This is a genomic window from Acetobacter oeni (assembly GCF_011516825.1).
Taxonomy (GTDB): Bacteria; Pseudomonadota; Alphaproteobacteria; order Acetobacterales; family Acetobacteraceae; genus Acetobacter; species Acetobacter oeni.
The window spans coordinates 132,040-151,245 of sequence record NZ_WOTA01000001.1 but is presented as its reverse complement, the minus strand read 5'-3'; the positions used below and the strand labels follow the sequence as shown (position 1 = coordinate 151,245).

Annotated in this window: 16 protein-coding genes, 1 tRNA gene and 1 riboswitch; of the genes, 8 read left to right on the top strand and 9 right to left on the bottom strand. The window is 58.1% G+C overall.

Annotated features, from left to right (window positions below):
* The first annotated feature begins 174 nt into the window (after positions 1–174).
* The gene (locus GOB90_RS00625; protein WP_338077369.1) at positions 175–378 is read left to right on the top strand and encodes a DUF1653 domain-containing protein; all 204 of its coding nucleotides are present in this window, start codon (positions 175–177) and stop codon (positions 376–378) included.
* A 99-nt stretch (positions 379–477) separates the two neighbouring features.
* Here GOB90_RS00625 and GOB90_RS00620 read toward each other — a convergent pair whose 3' ends face one another.
* The 5 genes from GOB90_RS00620 to GOB90_RS00600 all read right to left on the bottom strand — a co-directional run bounded on the left by GOB90_RS00620 (position 478) and on the right by GOB90_RS00600 (position 7,056).
* On the bottom strand, positions 478–915 hold the full coding sequence (locus tag GOB90_RS00620; RefSeq protein WP_146885350.1) for an alcohol dehydrogenase: 438 nt from the start codon (positions 913–915) through the stop codon (positions 478–480).
* A gap of 142 nt (positions 916–1,057) precedes the next feature.
* Positions 1,058–1,131: transfer RNA gene (locus GOB90_RS00615), tRNA-Gly, on the bottom strand.
* 94 nt (positions 1,132–1,225) lie between these two features.
* A complete protein-coding gene (locus GOB90_RS00610) occupies positions 1,226–2,725 on the bottom strand; it encodes an efflux transporter outer membrane subunit (RefSeq protein ID WP_146885348.1) in 1,500 nt (499 codons plus the stop codon).
* Positions 2,725–5,877 carry an efflux RND transporter permease subunit gene (locus GOB90_RS00605; RefSeq protein WP_146885346.1) on the bottom strand — a complete coding sequence of 1,051 codons (3,153 nt, stop codon included), beginning with the start codon at positions 5,875–5,877 and terminating at the stop codon, positions 2,725–2,727. The genes GOB90_RS00610 and GOB90_RS00605 overlap by 1 nt, the downstream gene beginning before the upstream one ends.
* A gap of 6 nt (positions 5,878–5,883) precedes the next feature.
* A complete protein-coding gene (locus tag GOB90_RS00600; protein WP_146885343.1) occupies positions 5,884–7,056 on the bottom strand; it encodes an efflux RND transporter periplasmic adaptor subunit in 1,173 nt (390 codons plus the stop codon).
* 188 nt (positions 7,057–7,244) lie between these two features.
* Here GOB90_RS00600 and GOB90_RS00595 point away from each other — a divergent pair, with 188 nt between their 5' ends.
* The 5 genes from GOB90_RS00595 to folE all read left to right on the top strand — a co-directional run bounded on the left by GOB90_RS00595 (position 7,245) and on the right by folE (position 12,746).
* On the top strand, positions 7,245–7,931 hold the full coding sequence (locus GOB90_RS00595) for a TetR/AcrR family transcriptional regulator (protein ID WP_338077368.1): 687 nt from the start codon (positions 7,245–7,247) through the stop codon (positions 7,929–7,931).
* A 136-nt stretch (positions 7,932–8,067) separates the two neighbouring features.
* Complete coding sequence (locus GOB90_RS00590) at positions 8,068–9,918, top strand: AsmA family protein (RefSeq protein ID WP_146885341.1); 1,851 nt, start codon at positions 8,068–8,070, stop codon at positions 9,916–9,918.
* An 80-nt stretch (positions 9,919–9,998) separates the two neighbouring features.
* Positions 9,999–10,078, top strand: a riboswitch (SAM riboswitch).
* A gap of 103 nt (positions 10,079–10,181) precedes the next feature.
* The gene (gene metZ, locus GOB90_RS00585; RefSeq protein WP_146885339.1) at positions 10,182–11,414 is read left to right on the top strand and encodes an O-succinylhomoserine sulfhydrylase; all 1,233 of its coding nucleotides are present in this window, start codon (positions 10,182–10,184) and stop codon (positions 11,412–11,414) included.
* Positions 11,415–11,554: 140 nt separating this feature from the next.
* Entirely contained in the window at positions 11,555–12,031 is a 477-nt protein-coding gene (gene apaG / locus GOB90_RS00580) for a Co2+/Mg2+ efflux protein ApaG (protein ID WP_146885337.1), read from the top strand.
* Positions 12,032–12,113: 82 nt separating this feature from the next.
* Entirely contained in the window at positions 12,114–12,746 is a 633-nt protein-coding gene (gene folE / locus GOB90_RS00575) for a GTP cyclohydrolase I FolE (RefSeq protein ID WP_173571857.1), read from the top strand.
* Between the two features lie 56 nt (positions 12,747–12,802).
* Here folE and GOB90_RS00570 read toward each other — a convergent pair whose 3' ends face one another.
* Positions 12,803–13,426 (bottom strand): POTRA domain-containing protein, encoded by a 624-nt coding sequence (locus GOB90_RS00570; RefSeq protein WP_173571856.1) that lies wholly within the window; start codon positions 13,424–13,426, stop codon positions 12,803–12,805.
* A gap of 195 nt (positions 13,427–13,621) precedes the next feature.
* On the opposite strand from GOB90_RS00570, the gene GOB90_RS00565 reads away from it, so the two are divergent.
* Positions 13,622–15,064, top strand: coding sequence for a tetratricopeptide repeat protein (locus GOB90_RS00565; RefSeq protein WP_146885332.1), 1,443 nt, complete (start codon positions 13,622–13,624; stop codon positions 15,062–15,064).
* Positions 15,065–15,095: 31 nt separating this feature from the next.
* Here the strand turns inward: GOB90_RS00565 and parE are convergent, their stop codons facing one another.
* On the bottom strand, positions 15,096–17,123 hold the full coding sequence (gene parE, locus GOB90_RS00560) for a DNA topoisomerase IV subunit B (protein ID WP_146885330.1): 2,028 nt from the start codon (positions 17,121–17,123) through the stop codon (positions 15,096–15,098).
* A gap of 79 nt (positions 17,124–17,202) precedes the next feature.
* The gene (locus tag GOB90_RS00555) at positions 17,203–17,724 is read right to left on the bottom strand and encodes a hypothetical protein (protein WP_146885328.1); all 522 of its coding nucleotides are present in this window, start codon (positions 17,722–17,724) and stop codon (positions 17,203–17,205) included.
* A 368-nt stretch (positions 17,725–18,092) separates the two neighbouring features.
* Between GOB90_RS00555 and GOB90_RS00550 the strand changes: the two genes are divergently transcribed.
* A complete protein-coding gene (locus GOB90_RS00550; protein ID WP_194300804.1) occupies positions 18,093–18,599 on the top strand; it encodes a hypothetical protein in 507 nt (168 codons plus the stop codon).
* A 135-nt stretch (positions 18,600–18,734) separates the two neighbouring features.
* Here the strand turns inward: GOB90_RS00550 and GOB90_RS00545 are convergent, their stop codons facing one another.
* Positions 18,735–19,184 (bottom strand): RrF2 family transcriptional regulator, encoded by a 450-nt coding sequence (locus GOB90_RS00545; RefSeq protein WP_146885325.1) that lies wholly within the window; start codon positions 19,182–19,184, stop codon positions 18,735–18,737.
* Positions 19,185–19,206: the final 22 nt, after the last annotated feature.

Below are 19,206 nucleotides of genomic sequence, written 5' to 3'. Positions count from 1 at the left end.
GGAAAAAGACTGCGAACGGGATGCCGGTTTGTCTGCCGCTCACCGGCGGGCGAAGCAAATTGGCGCAAGGATCATCATCTCCGTTATGCATAAGCGTCTGGCGGGCCGTCGGGCGCGGGCTTGTCTCGGGCCACCATAACCACAATTTCACAAAGGGGCGATATGACTTTGCCAGTGAATCATGACGTTACACCGGGGCTCTACCGCCACTATAAAGGCGGTCTTTACACGGTCATAGCGACGGCGCGGCACAGCGAAACTGAAGAGCGGCTTGTTGTTTATCGCAGCGAGAGCCTTGGCTCTGTCTGGGTGCGACCGCTTGCGATGTGGAATGAAACCGTTGACGGGCGTCCCCGCTTTGCGCGTCTGCCGGACTGAGTTCCGGAGGGCGGGATAACGGCGTTTATGTTTTCACGCATGAAAAAAGCCCCGGAAATTCCGGGGCTTTTTTGAAACCTGACAGCCGGAAGACTACATTCAGATCATCGACTTTGAGCGCGCGAGCACGGTCGAACAGATCCTGGTCTGCGTTGCCGGGTCAAGCGGCGCGATTGTCGAGGTTTTACCGGAAACAACCATCTGGCCTGCCGTGCCGATGGCGTAATCCATGCTTCCGTTCTGATCCGACGGAACGGCATTTGTCTTCGCGTTCAGTGCGGTCTGCACTGAATCACCGTCATCGTGGGATACAAAATTGGCTTCAACACAGAAGTTGAGCAGGCCGGCGAGTGTTGCGGGCGTCACGGAGGCAATCTCAGCCCCGGTTGCCGGCGTAATTCCGGCGGCAGACGGGCGGCCCTCGGGTGACGGTACAGGCTGAGGCAGCATATCGTCGGCCAGAGCCGGCAGAGAAGCCGACGCAATACCGGCTGTGATGGCGAATGCGGCAAGGGCACGCGGAGAAACACGGATCATCGAAAGCTCCTGATTGCTTTGAATTCATGTTGCGCCAACCTTGCCGTAAGCGCAACGCACGCACGGCTCATAGGGCCATTCCGCAAAGGGGGATCAGGAGTTCACATTATCGGGAGCAGTCTGTGACCGTCTGCCTGAAGGCTGGAGCGGGTGAAGGGAATCGAACCCTCGTATGCAGCTTGGGAAGCTGCCGTTCTACCATTGAACTACACCCGCACTTCTCTCTCCTCCCTATAATCGGCCAGTCCCGCCGTGACAATCGCTGTTTACGCGCATACCGGAACCGGGGGATTCAGAGTGATGATCCGTGTCAGGGAGTCCAGGGGACTCTTGGCGACCGGGCGGTCTGTTCGATCCATCCGCCACCAAGCGCGCGATAGAAAGTGACCAGATTTTCATATCTCGCGACTTGGATGTTCACCCGCGCCTGCTGCGACTGGAGAAGCGAGCGCTGGGAATCCAGCGTATTGAGGTAGGAATCCGTGCCCGCCTGGTAGCGCATTTTCGCCAGACGATAAGAGTCGGCCGAAGCCTTCACCAGATCGTCCATCTGCCTGCCCTGATCAAGGTAGGCTGACCGGGCGACGAGCGTATCGGAGACCTCCCTGAATGCGGTCTGGATCGCTTTTTCATAGGCGGCGACTTTCTGCTCGCGGATTGCCTTCGTGACCTCAAGGTTTCCTCTGTTCTGCCCCCATGTGAAAATCGGGATACTGATATTGGGTTGCAGACCCCAGGTCGTTGCGGGGGCTGTAAACAGACGATGGAACAGAAGGCTGCTTACGCCATCAGTCGCGGTCAGTGTGATTTTCGGGAAAAACGCCGCGCGGGCCGCGCCGATATTCGCATTCGCGGAAAGGAGATCGTGCTCCGCAGAGATGATATCCGGTCGTCTGAACAGGAGGTCTGACGGCAGGCCCGCGGGGACATTGCCCATCAGGGTCTGCTCGCCCAGAGGCCGTGGCGGGGGCAGGTCCGCTGGGATCGGAGCGCCGATCAGGAGAGTGATGGCGTTTTCGTCCTGGGCCACGAGCCGGACCTGCTGGGCTTTAAGCTGCGCGGCCTGATAAACCTCTGTTTCGGCCTGTCGCAGGGTCAGCATATTTTCTTCGCCATGTTCGTAGCGCAGGCGGATCAGGCGCATGTTTTCCGACAGATTGTCCAGGTCATCGGTGGCGATATGAAGCAGGTCCCGGTCACCGAGCCAGGCGATATAGGCATTGGCGACCTGAGAAACGATGCTGATTCTTACTGCGCGTACATTTGCCACTTCTTTCAGCGCGGCTTCGGCTGAAGCCTGTGACAGACTGCGGATACGTCCGAACAGATCAATCTCATAAGATGAGAACCCGATACCGGCGCTGTAATAGCGGAATGTTGAAATACTTTCGCCTTGCCCGGGAGCGAAGCTGAAACCAGCGGTCTTTGACGGCGCCATGTAAATCGCGGCACCAGATGCCGAGATGGCAGGAAACAGAGAGGCATGCTGCACGTCGTATTGTGCGGCGGCCTGCGAGACCGAGGTAGCCGCCGTGCGCAGGTCACGGTTTTCTTTCATCGCTATTTCGATCAGCGCTCTGAGACGCGGGTCCGTGAAGAAATCCGACCATCCGAGATCTGAGGCGGGCGTTTGTAGTGATTTGCCTTCCGGCTTGATGTCTGTTGCCGGTTCTTTCGGAAAGGTTGCCGCTACCGGCGCTTTGGGCCGGTGGTAGGTCGGCACCATCGTGCAGGCGGAAAGCAGGGCAGCGGAAAGAGGGAGTGCCGCGATCTTCCGGGCTCTCCGATGGACCATGGAGAGGGCGTTCATCAGTGAGTCTCCGAAGACGTGGCCGCACTCGGCGCGGCATGTTCCTCCCGCTCGCCGAGCCGCTTTACGCGGAACAGCCGCAGGACGAGAACAAAGAACAGGGGAACGAAGTAGATCGCGAGGAAAGTGGCGGTGAGCATGCCGCCGACGACGGCGGTGCCGATCGCCTGACGTGCGGCCGAGCCGGCGCCGGATGCGATGGCGAGGGGAAACACGCCGAGCACGAACGCAATCGATGTCATCAGGATGGGGCGCAGCCGTTCCCGGCCAGCATTCAGAACGGCTTCTTCCAGTGACTGGCCATTTTCAAAATTGGCTTTGGCAAACTCCACGATCAGGATGGCGTTTTTCACCGCGAGACCGACGGTGGTAAGCAGCCCCACCTGAAAATAGACATCGTTATCCATGCTGCGCCACAGTGTTGAGGCGATGGCGCCGAGAACGCCGAGCGGGATTACGAGCAGCACGGCCACCGGAATGGCCCAGCTTTCATAAAGCGCGGCGAGACACAGAAGAATCACGATTGCCGACAGCGCATAGAGTGAACCGGTGGATGAACCGGCGGCCATCTGTTCAAAAGACAGCCCGGTCCATTCGTAACCGATGCCCGGCGGCAGGGTCGCCATGATGTCCTGCATGGCACTGATGGCGTCACCGGAACTGTATCCCGCGGCTGGCTGCCCGAGGATTTCAAAGGCATTCAGACCGTTATAATCCTCGACTTTCTGGGGGCCGACGATCCAGGTTCCGGAGGCAATGGTATTGAACGGCACCATCGTGTTCGTGGCATTCCGCAGATACCAGACGCTGAGATCTTCGGGCAGCATGCGGGATGCCGGTGTTCCCTGAATATAAACCTGCTTCACACGGTCATCGCGCATAAACTGATTTACATAGATTGAGCCCAGAGCCCCTTCGATGAGTGTGTTGATGTCCGTGATCGATACACCGAGTGCGTTGGCTTTCGCGCGATCGATATCGAGATGATACTGGGGTGCGTCTTCCATACCATTGGGCCGGACGGCCATGAGGCGTTTATCCTGAGCCGCTTTCATGAGGACCATATTGCGGGCTTCAAGAAGTTTGGCGTGGCCAAGATGTCCGCGGTCCTCAAGCTCCATATCGAAACCGGAGGCGTTACCGAGTTCAAGCACGGCCGGAGGATTGATTGCGAAGATCTGCGCTTCCGGGTCGCCCCAGAAATGCATCATGATGCGTGTCGCGATCGACTGTACATCCTGCCCGGCGGAGGTGCGCTCGTCCCAGTCTGCCAGCTTGATGAAGAAGGCACCCGAGTTCTGTCCCTGTCCGGCAAAATTGAAGCCATTCATGACGAAGACGGACTGGACGCTTTTACTTTCGGTTTTCAGGACGTAGTCCGAAACTTTCTGTGTCACCTTAGCGGTCTGTTCCATGGTCGCCCCGGGAGGCAGGGTGACCTGACCGAAGATAAGCCCCTGGTCCTCGTTCGGCAGGAAGCCGCCGGGAAGCCGCATGAACAGGAACACAGCAACACCGACAATGGCCACAAAACCAAGCAGCGCCAGGACGCGGTTGCCGACCATGAAATGCACGCCGGACAGGTATCCTTTTGTGATGCGTGTAAAACCACGGTTGAACAGGCCGGGAAGACCTTTCGTCTTCTCGTGCTGCCCGGGTTTGAGCATGCTGGCACACAGCGCGGGCGTCATGGTCATGGCGACCAGAACGGAGAGCCACATGGCCGCACAGATAGTGATCGAGAACTGCCGGTAGATCACGCCGGTCGAGCCGCTGAAGGCCGCCATTGGCAGAAAGACGGCCGTCAGCACGAGAACGATGCCGATCAGCGCGCCGGAAATCTCATCCATCGAGACGCGGGCGGCCTCTTTCGGGGAGAGATTTTTCTCTGTCATGACGCGTTCGACGTTTTCGACCACGACAATGGCGTCATCGACCAGAAGGCCGACAGCGAGCACCATGGCCAGCATGGTCAGCGTGTTGATCGAGAAGCCGAGAGCAGAAAGGATACCGAATGTGCCGAGCAGGACGACAGGCACCGCGATCGTCGGGATCAGGGTCGCGCGGAAGTTCTGAAGGAAGATCAGCATGACCAGGAAGACGAGGCCGATGGCTTCGGCCAGCGTAATGACGACTTCTTTGATCGACAGCACGATGAACGGCTCGGTATCGAGCGGGTAAACCGTTTTCAGTCCGGGCGGATAGAATTTCTCAAGCTGGGCGATTTCGGCGCGGACGGCGGCTTCCGTTGTCAGCTGGTTGGCGCCGGGCGTGAGCTTCAGCGCCATACCGACGGAGGGGCTGCCGTTATAAACGGCGTTATAGTTATAGCTCTGCGCGCCGAGTTCGACTTTCGCCACGTCACCGATCGTGACCTGCGAACCATTTTGCTGAACTTTCAGCAGAATTTTACGAAATTCTTCAGGGGAGGAGAGCCTGGCTGGCCCGACGATTGTCGCATCGAGCCGTGTGTCCGCTTTTGCCGGCAGGCCGCCGAGTTCACCGGAAGAGACCTGCAGGTTCTGGGTCTGAATCGCGGCCTGGACGTCTCCGACTGTCAGTGAATATTTGTACAGTTTCTGCGGATCGAGCCAGATCCGCATGGCGTATTCAGAGCCGAACAGCGTGTGATCGCCGACGCCGGAGACACGCGACAGGGGATCGGAGATGTTGGACGCGACGTAATCGGCGACATCCTGCGCGCTCATCGAATGATCGGTTGAGATAAGCGCAACCACCATCATGAAGTTTTTGACGGCCTTAGCGACCGTAATACCCTGTGTGGTCACTTCGGTCGGGAGTCTGGGCTCGGCCAGCTGCAGTTTATTCTGCACCTGAACCTGCGCGATGTCGGGATCGGTTCCCTGAGCGAAGGTCAGATCGATTTCCATCTGCCCGGACGCGTAAGACTGAGCCGAGATATATTCGAGGTGGTCCAGCCCGAACATCTGCTGAAGGATCGGTCGCACGACGGTATTGTTCACCGTCTCAGCGGAGGCGCCCGGATAGGTTACTGTGAGAGCGACCTGTGGCGGTGCGATTGAGGGATACTGCGCGATCGGCATGCGGAAGATGGCAACGCCACCCACGAGCATGATGATGAGCCCGATCACCCATGCGAAGACGGGCCGGTCAATGAAAAAACGTGACATACCGGTTTACTTTTTCTCTTCTGGAGAGCTGTCGCCGCCGAACGGAACCGGCTGCACCTTGTCGCCTGGGTGAACTTTCTGCAGACCGATGACGATGACCCGGTCACCGGCTTTCAGTCCGCTGCTGATGATCCAGTCCGCATCATGAGTGGCGGAGGTTGTGACCGGTCGCAGGATCACCTTGTTGTCAGCGTCCACGGCGAGCACCTGCGGGTCACCATGGGTGTTCCGGCTGACGGCCTGCTGGGGCACCAGGAGGGCGTTCGGGTCTATACCTTCATCGAGCGTTGCATGGACATACATGCCGGGCAGCAGAAGCTTTTTTGGATTTGGGAAGACCGCGCGCACAATGACGGTTGCTGTCGCTTCGTCGACGTTGACCTCGCTGAATTCCATCTTGCCGGACAGGTCGTAGACCGAGCCGTCTTCCATCTCGAGACTGACGGGGACTGTGTTATCGGCGCTTGTGTGGATGCGGCCCGAGGCCACTTCACGACGTAAGCGCAGCAGCGAAACGGCGGGCAGATTGACGTCGACATAAATCGGATCAAGCCGGGTGATGACGGCAAGATTGCCTGTCTGCCCGGATGTTGCCAGGGCGCCGACCGTGAGCAGTGAGCGGCCGATGCGCCCGGTGATCGGTGCGTCGACCTTTGTGTACCGCAGATTCACCGAGGCAGCCTCGACCTGACCTTTTGCGATCAGAATCTGCGCATCGGCCGAACGGGCGCTGGCCAGGGCATCGTCATATTCCTGTTTGCTGACGGCGTGTGCTTTGACCAGCGGGCCATAGCGTTCGAGTTTCGCCTGAGCCGTTGCCGCATTTGCCCTTGCCTGAGCCAGTTGTCCGCTGGCGCTGTCGTACACGGCCTGGTAAGCACTCGGATCAATCTGATAGAGTTGCTGTCCGGTGACGACATCGGCACCTTCAGTGAACAGGCGTTTCTGAATCACGCCGGTGACCTGCGGGCGCACCATGGCGATTTCGAACGCTTCGAGGCGACCGGGCAACCTCGTGCTGACATGAACAGGCTGGGCCTGAACGGTGATGACCTGCACCTGCTGAGGTGGCAGTGCCCCTGCCTGCTGTGTGGACTTCCGCCCGCAGCCGGTGAGGGCGAAAAGACTTACAGCCGAGAGAAAGGCGGCTGCGACTGGAAAACGGAAAGGCCTGTTCACGAATGCATCCTGCCGACCGAAAATAAGACATTGTGTGGAACGGTTACCAGATCTGCGTCACCGAGCAGGGGAAACGTCGGGGGACAGCGTTGGCTTACCTGGAAATAGAAACTATATAGTTTCGTAACTCCTGGTCAAGACGGGACGGACGTGATGTAACAGACAAAACCGCACGGAAGGTAAACGAAGTGCACGATGAGCATGAGCCACGCTGCTGCTCTTCACGGGGACCGGGACGCCCGCCCGAAATGGAGGAATGTGAGCGACGCGAACGGATCATGACCGCAGCGTGCAAAATTCTTCAGGCACACGGTTATCATGCCGCCTCCATGGATAAGGTCGCGCAGTGTTCGGGCATGTCCAAGCGAACGCTCTATCAGCTCTATCCGTCCAAACAGGACCTGTTTCTATCCCTGATCGGTTCACGGTTATTCTGTACGCCTTCTTTCAGTGAAAAATCGTCCACGCCGGAAGGCGGGCTGACCAGCCTTCTGCTTGGCATGACGAAATGGCTGTTAAGTCCTGATAAGATTGAATTGATTCGCGCTATTATCGCCGAAACACCGGAAGCAAAAGATATTTCAGATATTATGCTCAATCTGAAAAAAGGTGGTGATTCCAATGCGTTCAACCGCTGGCTTCGCCATTACTGCATCGAATCCGGTCATCCGGACGAAGACATTACCCTGCTCGGGCGTCATCTGTTCGGCATGACGATCGGGGAACTGATGCTCAACGCACTGACAGGCACGGGCGAAGACATGGCCCCTGAGATGATTGAGCGTTTTGTCGCCTCCGGAGCCAGGCTGTTCCTGGCAGGGCTCGCCGCTGAATGGGAGCGTCATGCCGCGAACGGGGGCTCCGGGCAGGCATGACCGGCCTGCCATGGAGGCTTTATCGTTCGTCGGCTATCTTTACTGTGTAATATCCTGCCCGGCAGGAGCGGCTTCTGCCTTCGCCAGTTCTGACGGGATATGCCGCATCCCGCGCTATCCCGAATGAGTATTGGTTTTGCGTCGTTTTTTTATCATTCTGACCGGAATCGTTGCGACGGTGACGGTTCTTGCCGGTGTCGCCTTTCTGATGGCCGGTCGTATCAATCTTGCCTCTTTCGCCACGCACCGGATCGCGACGGCAACGGGGCGCGCCGTAAAAATCGGTTCGCTTCATGTTTCGCCGGGGCGCTGGGCTACAATCGAACTTGATGATCTGCATCTCGGCAATGTGCCCGGAGGCAGCCGTCCCGATATGATTGCGCTGGGCCATCTGCATACGCAGGTCAGACTCATGTCGCTGCTTCACGGGCCGGTCGAAACACGCGACCTCGTTATTACGAAGTTTTCGGGCCTTTTTGAAAGAACGGCGGATCATACGCCCGACTGGCGTTTCGGGCCTGCCCGCCCCCGCCATGAAGAGAACGGGCCACCCGATCAGAGCTTGTTCCCCGGCCTGCGTCAGGCGACGATTCGTGACAGCGAGATCATCTACCGGACGTCCCGCGGACAGTCGTATCTTGTCGGGTTAAACGATGTGGTGTTTACGTCGGCCAGCGATGAGTCTCCGCTGCTGATGAATGTGACCGGGAGCTATAACGGAACGCCCGTCACGATCACCGCGAACATACAGCCGATTTCGATACTGCGGCAGGCGGGAAAGCCCTGCGGAATCGATATTCGTGCCCGTTCGGGCGATCTGACGCTGACTCTGCGGGGCACGAGCACGGATCTGCTCGATTTCGACGGTGTTGCGGCAGCGCTGACGCTCCGTACGCCGACTTCCGCGCCTTTGATGGAATTTGCCGGGGTTCCCGCCTCTGATTTTGCCTTAGCCGCGGAACTTGATGGTCACTTCACGCATCGGGGAAATGACTGGTCGCTGGACCATACGACCGGGCGGCTTGGCGACAATCCGGTTACGTCCGCGGATGTCGTTTTCACGGAAGGTGGCAAGGGAGCGCCGGACCGGATCAGCGGGAGCATGAATTTCGCCGCGCTTGATCTGAACCAGTTCACGGGAAAACAGCAAAAGAGCCAGGGGCAGCAGACCGATATTCCACTGATGATCCCGGCGCGACCGGACCCGCTGATCGACGTGCGGATCGGGGCTGGTCAGGTTCGATACAACGATCTGACGTTTTCGGACGTCTCGGTAGCCGTGGCGCAGAGCCCGGATCGAATTGACGTGAAATCACTTTCCTTTGGCTGGCTAGGCGCACAGTTGCATGCTTCAGGAGACTTGCGGGCGTCTCCGGACGGGACAAAAGCGCGGGCCTCGGTCAATGTCACGGAGGCTGATATTGACCGGTTCCGGCATCAGGCGGGACTGGCGGCGGTTCCGATCAGTGGTCGGCTGAGTTTCCGGGCAAATGCGGTTGCGGACAGGGTTCGCACACTGAATGAAGCTGTGCAGGTTGCCGATCTGACCGCCGCTGTCGGGATGGATCGCGGAGAGATCTCCCGCGAGGTTATTGCGATGGCATCCACGGATGTCAGTCTTCTGGTCCGTAAGGCAAAAGGCATGGCGCCTGTCACCTGCCTGCTCGGGGTTCTGACGCTGCATCATGGTTCGGGAACGGTTCTGCCGCTGCGTGTCAGTTCGACGGCCGGAACAGTGATTGGAGCGGCGATCTTTGATCTGAACCGGAAATGGTTTGATCTGGCATTTCAGAGCCAGGCAACGGGTTTTTTCGCGCTTGATGTTCCGGTGCGTGTGAGCGGCAGCTTCAGCCATCCTGGTCTCGGGCTTGCCGGGTGGTCGGCAAAAGGCCGGGATCTGCTGAAGAGCGCCCGGACGGCGACGACCCTGCCCCCGGAGATTGGCAATTTCACACCCGGAAAGGAGTGTCTCCGGATTGCGCTCTGAAGACGGAACGGGAGCCATACTATGGCGATGGTTGACGGAGACTGCGGTCATCCGCGATAACCTTCTTCTTCCCTGCTCTGGTCGCGGGGCCTCGCGATTTGTATGGCCGGCTTGCGGCGAGGATAAAGAAACGCGCTAAAGAGGCTCTGGCACGGATATGAAGTGCCATGGTTTCTACGGTCGATGACCCATGAGCGGGACGGCAGCGGGCGTTTTGTCCTGTTCGTTTCGCGCAGTGGATTAAGGACGGAACCGGGACCGCGATGACTGACAAGACAGAAAACCCTGCTCACACTTCTTCTGGCTGGCGCACCGCGACGCGACTGCTTCATGCGGGCGTTGAGCGCACACCGTATGGCGAAACCAGTGAGGCGCTCTTTCTCACCTCCGGTTTTGTTTATGACAATGCCGAACAGGCCGCGGCGACATTTACCGGCGATGCCGTGCATTACCAGTATTCTCGCTTTGGCAACCCGACGGTTGATGCGTTGCAGCGTCGTCTGGCGGATCTGGAAGGTGCGGAAGCCTGTATCGCGACGGCGACGGGAATGGGGGCTGTTTCGTCAGCCCTTCTTGCTCAGGTCAGGGCCGGTGACCGCGTTGTTGCTTCGCGCGCGCTGTTTGGCTCCTGCCACTGGATCATCGCCAGTCTGCTGCCGCAGTATGGTGTTGAAACGGTCTTTGTCGATGGCGGCGATCCGGATGCCTGGGGGGAAGCTCTCAGCAAGCCGACGGCTGCCGTGCTCATCGAGAGCCCTTCCAATCCGATGCTTGATGTTCTGGATATTGCGGCTGTCTCGGAGCGCGCCCACGCTGCCGGTGCGATCGTGATTGTCGATAATGCGTTTGCGTCGCCCGTGTATCAGAAGCCGCTCGAACTCGGGGCTGATGTTGTCGTTTATTCATGTACCAAGCACATAGATGGGCAGGGCCGGGTGCTTGGCGGAGCGATCCTCGGCAAGGCGGAATGGATCAACGAGGTCGTGTTGCCGTTCACGCGCAACACCGGGAATGCGCTGTCGCCGTTCAATGCGTGGGTCATGCTCAAGAGTCTTGAGACTTTGCCGCTGCGCGTGGATGCGATGACGCGGAATGCAGCTGCTGTTGCCGACTGGCTGGCTGAGGCGCCGGGCATTGTCAGCGTGCGCTATCCCGGGCGGGCTGACCATCCGCAGTATGAGATTGCAAAGCGGCAGATGAGCGGATCTGGTTCTCTGGTTGCTTTTGAAGTGGCTGGCGGTCGTAAAGGCGCATTTGCATTTCTGGATGCGTTGCAGGTGATCCTGATCTCCAATAATCTCGGGGACGCGCGTTCGCTTGCGACACATCCGGCGACGACCACGCATATGAAGATTGGTCCTGAAGAACGAGCCCGTCTGGGGATTTCGGATGGTGCGATCAGACTGTCCGTCGGGCTTGAGGACTCGGCCGATCTCATTGACGACCTCGCACGCGGGGTCGCGGCCCTGAAATCCGGGGGTTTCGCTGCCGGGTAGCCATCCGGTGCGATGCGCGTTTGCACCGACCTGTCCCTGAACTGTTCCGGTGTGTTATTTCAACGGCTATGTGCCAAGGTCAGGTCTTCGGGCCTGATCAGTGTTTAATTCCAGTCAGTTTACAGGGGGTAGAACCCGCAATGTCCTCCAGGCCGCCACTGCCGCCTAAGCTTTTCACAGACCCGGAAGCCGCGCTTTCCGAAGCGATTGCATCGCTTCCGGCTTATGAGGAGACGACGGAAGGCGTACGGGTGGTTGTCCGCTCGTTCTGGCTCGACGATCAGTCGCAGCCGGAGGAGCATAATTACTGCTGGGGTTACCGGATCAGAATCGAAAATCACAGCGACCGGACGGTGCAGCTGCTTGAGCGGTCATGGGAAATCATTGACGGACAGGGCCAGGTTGACAGGGTCCGTGGCGATGGCGTCATCGGCGAACAGCCGGTGATTGAAGCGGGATCCGGCTTTGAATATACCTCCGGGGCTTCTCTTGATACGCCGAGCGGCATTATGCGCGGATTGTATAAAATGATTGAGGAGGCCAGTGGCCGTCTTTTTGACGTGCGCATTCCGGCTTTCAGTCTCGACAGTCCTTATCATTCCGGACTTGTCCACTGAACGATCCGGCTTCATCCGGCACCGGATGTGACTGATGACGGCATGTCCGTTTTAACCTGTAAATAAAAAGAGACTTCATCTGATGAGCAATTCCTCCGGTCCGATGGACTCCCTGGCTCCGGTTTCGCGGCCATCACGGGAAGAGGCCGAAGAGGCTGTTCGTGTTCTGTTGCGGTGGGGCGGTGAAGATCCGGCGCGCGAGGGGCTTCTCGATACGCCGTCGCGGGTTACCCGGGCTTACGAGGAGTTTTTCGAAGGTTACAGTGTTAATCCGGAAGAGCTGCTCGCACGGACGTTTTCCGAGGTTGAAGATTACGACGAGATTGTTCTGCTTCGTGACATCCGCTTCGAGAGTCATTGTGAGCATCACATGGCGCCGATTATAGGCCGGGCGCACGTCGCCTATCTGCCGCGTCGCCGGGTTGTCGGGATTTCGAAACTGGCGCGTGTCGTCGATGCCTACGCGCGACGTTTTCAAATTCAGGAGCGTCTGACGGCGCAGATCGCCAATACGATTGACTCGATTCTTGAGCCTTACGGAACGGCTGTCATTCTGGAAGCCGGGCATCAGTGCATGACCACGCGCGGCGTACACCGTCCGGGCGTATCGATGGTAACGAGTCGTATGCTTGGTGTGTTCCGCGAAAATTCCGACACGCGGAGAGAACTGATGGCGATGCTCAATCGTCCGACGATTGGCGAACTGTCAGCCTGACCGCAGGCATCAGACTTCCGGGCGCTGAACGCGTCTGGAAGTCCCGGGTGCGGCGCTTATTTCTCGACGATCGTCCATGTCACCAGGAAATGATTCGGGGTGGGCGAACTTGGGGTCATGCCCACGGACGCGCTGATGTTTTTGCTTTTATAAAGATCGGTAATCGCTTTCTGGTCTGCCTGAACGGCCTCATTGGAGACTGGCGAACCCGGGCGCAGTTTTGTGACCGCCGTCAGTGCATCAGCCGAAATTTTCGAATTGCCCGAGAAAACAACGCCATCAACAACAGGCCCGCCAAGTGGCTGCTGCTCGGTGATGTTCCAGGTTACTTCCACTTTTTTACCGATGAACTTCATCCCGCCGCCGAAAGAGCCGCCGACATTTTTCGATTTGTAGAGTTGCTGGACTGCGTCCAGCCCTTTGCTGATCTGATTCTGCGTGACGGTATCACCAACGTGAAACGGCACGACGCTCATAATATCAGGTGTGGCAACCTGTTTATTTCCTTCGATATGGAGCGCGCTGAGTGTCAGAGGTTCATCCGCGCCGGGAGGCGCCGCAGCCTGCGCCACATTGGCCGGAGCTACGATAATCATTGCTGCCCCGGACATAATAAGGCCGAAACCGACAGCCAGGTGACGCAGGCTGAAACAGCGGGAACGCGGCGAAATCTGAAGCATGACGGGATGTACTCCGGTTGGACATTGTTGTCCCATGATGCACACGTGTCCGGCGCTGCCAAGGTTTCGTATTCGTTACAGGCGTGGTTCCCGGAGTCCGGACGTATCGCTGAGGTTTGATAAGCGTAAAACAGTCACACAGTGACTCCGGTCTGCGCTCACTAATTTTTAAGCCGGACTCAGGATACTCCTGAAATGTCCACGATGTCTCCCCTGCCCGCCCGCACCACCGATACTCCAGCCCCCGCGGAAAGTGGCGAGACACTTCAGCTGGCTGGCAGGCTGGGCGAAGCGGCACTTGTTTACCGCAAGGCATTAGCCGGAAATCCCGATGACGCACGCACGCTGAGTAATTACGGCGGTCTTTTATGTGCGCAGGGTGACTTTCAGGAATCCTATAATTTACTGGTACGCGCCGTCACACTGGCGCCCGATCTTGCGGACGCATGGAGCAACCTGGGCAATGTACTTCAGGAGCTTCAGCGTTATGATGATGCCGTCACCGCATATTCGAATTGTTTACGCCGTAATTCCTCGCATCCGCTCGCTTTAAGCAATCTGGGGGTTGCCCTTGACCGGCGGGGTGACCACGACGCGGCGCTGAAATTTCACAGGGTGGCCGTCCGCCTGGCGCCCGATAACCCTGAAAACAGGACGAACAACGCTATTTCATTGTTGTCCGGCGGGGATTATCGAAATGGTTTTGCAGAATATGAGTGGCGCTGGAAGACACGCACGACCCGTCATCACGGGATGACCGCGCCTTTATGGACGGGGGAGCCTCTCGCGGGGAAAACGCTTCTGATTCACACCGAAGGCGGATTTGGAGACATGATTCAGTTCTCCCGCTTCATTCCACTGGCGGCCTCCCGTAGCGGTCGGGTCATCGTGAGGATCAGGCGAGAACTGCTCAGCCTGCTTACGGCTTCTTTTCCGGATCAGGAGTTTGTCACTGAGGACACGCCTCCCCCGCCTCATGACCTGCAATGTCCTGTCCTCAGCCTGCCACTCGCGCTCGGGATTACCCTAGATACGATACCGGCTTCGAAAGGATTTCTGACTGCCGACCCGGAAAAAGTCGCATTCTGGGCAGGCCGGCTTTCAAAGGATGCGGAGGCAGACAGTGTCATTCCACGACCGCTTCGCATTGGTCTTGTCTGGGCCGGAGCGCCGCATGCTGAGATTCGTGAAGCAGAAATTGCGGATAAAAGACGTTCAGCAGATCTGAAGACGCTGGCGCCGCTGGCCGTCGCGGCGCCGGATGCCCTGTTTTACTCGCTTCAGATCGGTTCAAAGGCAGACCAGGCGAAGAATCCCCCTGCGGGAATGAAACTGATTGATCATACGGCTGATCTGCATGATTTCGGTGATACTGCCGCGTTGATCAGTAACCTTGATCTTGTAATTGCGGTGGATACGTCAACGGCGCATGTGGCGGCCGGGCTTGGAAAGCCGCTCTGGCTGCTGTCACGCTATGACCAGTGCTGGAGATGGCTTGCACGCCGCACAGATTCGCCGTGGTACAGTTCAGTGACGATTTATCAGCAGGATCGGCCGCTTGACTGGTCAGGTCCGGTCAGCCGGATCAGGTTTGCTCTCAGGTCTTTCGCTTCTGAGCACAGGCAGGTTCAATCCTGAAGGCGGCCAGGGCATCACTGCCGGTCTGATTCTAAATGTCGAGGAGTTCGACTGACTGCGCGTGTTCCTGAATGAATGCGTAGCGAAGTTCAGGCTTCCGGCCCATCAGGCTTTCGACCCGCTCACGGGTTTCCAGGCGATCTTCCGGTCTCGCGACCACACGAAGCAGGGTGCGCCGTGTGGGGTCCATGGTCGTATCCTTCAGGTCTTTAGGTGGCATTTCTCCCAGACCTTTGAAGCGCGACACTTCTACTTTTACGTTGGCCCGGAACTGCGTTCTGATCTTTCGTTCCCGATCGGCATCATTCATTGCGTAGACGGTCTTTGCGCCCTGCGTCAGCCGGTAAAGCGGAGGCTGGGCGAGATAGAGATGACCGCTGCGGATCAACTCCGGAAGCTCACGAAAGAAAAATGTCATCAGGAGGGACGCTATATGCGCCCCGTCCACATCAGCATCGGTCATGATGATGACGCGACCGTAGCGGAGCTTTGTCAGATCGAAACGGTCCCCGATCCCGCAGCCGAGAGCTTCGACCAGATCGCGAAGTTCCTGATTGGCCCGCAGTTTCTCGGTCGATGCGCTGGCGACATTCAGAATTTTACCTCTGAGTGGCAGAACAGCCTGTGTCTCCCGGTTTCGGGCCTGCTTGGCCGAGCCGCCGGCCGAATCGCCTTCGACCAGAAAGATTTCAGTCTCGGATGCTTTTTCCCGTGTGCAGTCGGTGAGTTTGCCAGGCAGGCGCAGTCTGCGCGTTGCGCTCTTACGTGGGGTTTCTTTCTGCTCCCGGCGGCGCACCCGATCTTCCGCGCGCTCTATCACAAAGGCCAGAAGGGCATCCGCTTGGGCGGGATTGCCGGACAGCCAGTGCTCGAAGCGATCCCTGAGTGCGGTTTCTACAAGTTTCGAGGCATCGGAACTGGTCAGTTTTTCCTTTGTCTGCCCCTGGAACTGCGGGTCGCAAATAAACAGGGACAACTGCGCCGCGACGGCCCCCAGAATATCTTCCGCCGTGACAATACCGGCCCGTTTATTTGACCGTTGTTCACCCCAGGCGCGCAGACCTTTCAGAAGTGCCGCGCGGCAGCCGGCCTCATGCGTGCCGCCTTGTGAGGTCGGAATCGTATTACAGAACGAGAGAAAGCTGGAATTACCGGATTCAAGGAAGGCAATGGCCCATTCGACCCGGCCGGTGGCATGACCACTCACCTCTGGCAGGTCGGCTTCTCCGGCCCATAGCGGCGTGAGGAGAGGTGCATCCGCGCCAAGTTCATCCGACAGGCTGTCGGCCAGGCCGCCCGGAAAATGGAGGACAGCCTCGCCCGGCGTTGAGTCTCCGGCACGAATGAGTGACGGGTCACATGCCCATTTGATGGTTACGCCCCGAAAAAGAAATGCTTTCGACCGGCAAAGACGGTAAAGACGCGCCGGCTGAAATACGTGGGTACCGAAAATTTCAGGATCCGGATGAAAACGGATCCGGGTGCCACGACGGTTTGGCGCGGCGCCTGCCCGCTCTACCGGGCCGAGCGGGATTCCCCGCGCGTAGTTCTGACGCCACAGCACGCGATCGCGGGCGACTTCAACTTCGAAAGCGGAGGTCAGAGCGTTCACGACGGATGAGCCTACGCCATGCAGGCCACCGGACGTGGCGTAGGATTTACCCGAAAATTTTCCGCCCGCGTGCAATGTCGTGAGAATGACTTCCAGCGCGGAGCGGTCGGGGAAACGGGGATGCGGATCAACGGGAATTCCGCGCCCGTTATCCCGAACTGTCAGCCAGTTGTCGCGCTCAAGGGTAACGTCGATTGTTGACGCGTGGCCAGCGACAGCCTCGTCCATCGAGTTATCGAGAATTTCAGCGGCCAGATGATGAAGGGCTGACTCATCCGTCCCCCCGATATACATTCCGGGACGGCGTCTGACAGGTTCAAGCCCCTCCAGAACCTCAATGGCGCTGGCATCGTAAGCGCCACTTTCAGGCAAAGCGGACGCGCCTTGCGGCTCTTTGCGTTCAGGCTGTTTCGGGGAGGCCCCGTCTGTCGAAAAGAGATCGCTCATGCCGGGTCTCTCTCCCGGCATGAGGAATTCGTCAAGAAGGGTTTTCCATACCTCTTGTCTTCAGCCATCCGGCGGCTCTTCAGGCGCGCTTTGTGCGGCTGCGCCGTCTGGCAGGGCTCGTTTTAGCCGACGGGGCTTCGCAGATCTCGAAAGTTGCCGGCTGCATGATGTCCTTTGCCTGAGCGTATTTCGAAAGATCGTGGTCGTCATCCAGAGCCGCGACTTCGTCAAACATACCAAGACGCTGAAGACAGAAAATCGTGCCCGACTGGATGCCGCGCTCAGACTGAACATTGGCAAGCTGCGTGATATAATCATCATGCTCGCGCTGAGCGCTTTTGCCGTAGGTGGTCTTGAAATACGTGTTCAGCCGCTGTTCGCCTGTCAGAAGACTGCTGCGAAATTTTGCGACAAAATCATTGTAGCGGTCCTGCGCCTTGCACGACAGGGCCGTTACCATAAGTTCGCTTTTCAGCCCCTGAATATCGAATGCTTCGCGAGCCGGTGAGCTTCCGCAACTCGCGGCGGAGGCCAGCGTGCTGCAGGACAGGCCAGCGAACAGGATGCCGGCAACAGCAAAACGAGAGAAAGCCGAGGACATGAAAAGTCTCTCCAAAAAAGGTTCTTGCAGGTCATATGCCTGCGCAGGTCGCGGTGGCGAGATTTTTTTTGAAACCTGTTTGTTAACCAGCTCCGCTATGGCTTGGATATGAAACATAAATCTCTGTCGCCGAACAGGGGACATGCCTGTCATGTCATGATCACGGCAGGTATTCCGGGGCCGTTTCCTGTCTTTCACGCCGAATCGAATTACCTGGCTGGCATTCATTCCCGCTGGCGGCCTTCCAACCGCAGGCATGTTGCTCTAGAGCCTGTGACATCCTGATTCGTGGCGACTCGTCACCGGATCAATGATTTGTTTACTCAACAGAATTGCGGAGCCTTTGCGTGCGATTGCGAGTTTTGGTCATGCCGGTTCTTACTGCCGGTCTTCTGACGGGGTGCAACCATGGTCCGCTGCAGACAGGTGTTGTCGGTGATCCGGATCCTTTCGGCAGCGTCAGAACATCTGCCGTCTGTCAGGTCTCAAAACCCCAGCCCGGACCGACAGGCGATCTGGTGAGCTCCATGACTGTCCGCAGTGATGATGGCCGGTGTCTGCTCAGTATCGCCCCTCCGGAAGGCGGCACCTATGCGTCTTTTGGCGTCTCGCCGGCGCCTGAGCACGGAAAGGCCTTTCTCTATATTCTGAATGGCAAGGTGCAGGTTTCTTACACACCTTCGATGGGTTACGCGGGGCCGGATACGTTTACGGCGACGCTCATTCATGGACCGGGACAGAAGCGTGATCGCCTGACAGTCAACGCAACCGTGGATGCAACCGGTGTTGTGATGCCGAAGCCTGCCGTCGCAGAGCCTGCAAAGCCGGCAGCGACCAAAAGCACTGCCACAACCACGCGTCGGCGGCATAAATAATCTTATTCCACGCATCGGCATACCGGGCAGTTCATGGCAACTGTCCGGAAAATATTGTTTGCTGTGTGACGAAGTGACTGATCTGAATTCCATCCCGCTGACCGGCGCTGTAACCGGCAGCAGGTGATGAGTCTGTCAGATCGAAAAGGAAATCGGCTCTGTGAGCGGTTTCCGCAAACCGGCGGCCTCGGCGCGACGGACCAGGTCATCGAGGGTCAGGTCACGTAGCCGGGCGACCAGTTCTTTTTCCTGTTCACACCAGAACGGATCGATAACTTTACTGAACAGATCGCCCGTGGGGCCATCATCGCCGTCGGAATCGATATTTACGACTGTTGAGACGATTTCTGCCACACTGATATCGCGACGGGGGCGCCCGAGATGATATCCGCCTCTCGGGCCGCGCACGCTTTCAAGCAGAGAAGACCGTGACAGAGTTTGCAGCAACGGTTCGATCCCGCGCCGGGCAAGCCCGGCGCGGCCGGCGATATCCGCTGCGCTGACCGTTCCGGTTCTTCCGGCATGGAACGCGACATCCAGCATAATAAGCACGGCGACAAGCGCGCGATCCCGGCGCAGCAGCATAATCGTTCCCCATATGCCGTTG